The sequence below is a fragment of the Paenibacillus sp. VTT E-133291 genome, assembly GCF_002264395.1.
Classification (GTDB): domain Bacteria; phylum Bacillota; class Bacilli; order Paenibacillales; family Paenibacillaceae; genus Paenibacillus_AQ; species Paenibacillus_AQ nitricinens.
In genome coordinates this window covers 1-516 of sequence record NZ_NFVA01000237.1, presented here as the reverse complement: position 1 = coordinate 516, position 516 = coordinate 1, and the positions used below count along the sequence as shown (strand labels likewise).

1 protein-coding gene is annotated in these 516 nt (G+C 42.1%); it reads right to left on the bottom strand.

Translation table 11 applies throughout. From position 1 onward, the window contains the following. Window positions 1–42 precede the first annotated feature (42 nt). Window positions 43–516, bottom strand: a 474-nt coding sequence (locus tag CA598_RS31740) for an IS3 family transposase (protein WP_143812507.1), incomplete at its 5' end; no start/stop codon positions are given.

Here is a 516-nt window from a genome sequence, read left to right as displayed (position 1 = left end):
TGAACTGTGACCGTATTTGTGGAAAGTTTAAAAAGAAGACCTTTAAGAAGCAGTTAATAGGTGACTCCTGAATTCATCGGGAGTCATCTTTTTTAATGTCCATTGATATCTCTCGGAGTTATAGTAGGCGATATAGTCATCAACCCTTGTTCGTAGTTCTAAGAGAGTCATACAAGACTCGTACTCCAAATCATCCTTCATATGGCCAAAGAAGCTCTCCATGGCGGCGTTATCCCAGCAGTTTCCTTTCCGTGACATAGACTGTGTAAACCCAGCTTTGCGTACGAGAAGGCGGAATCTAGGGTGAGTATAGTGCATTCCTTGATCCGAGTGTAAAAGGGCTTCTGGATGAATATTTCCATCCAATCGTTCAAGTAGTTTCTCCAGTGTTCGTTCTACAATTGGCATGGCCAATGAAGTAGAGAGGTAGTGAGCTAGAATTTGTCTCGTAGCCCCGTCTTTCACCACAGATAAATAAGCACACTGTCCATTACCATAATGCATATAGGTAATATC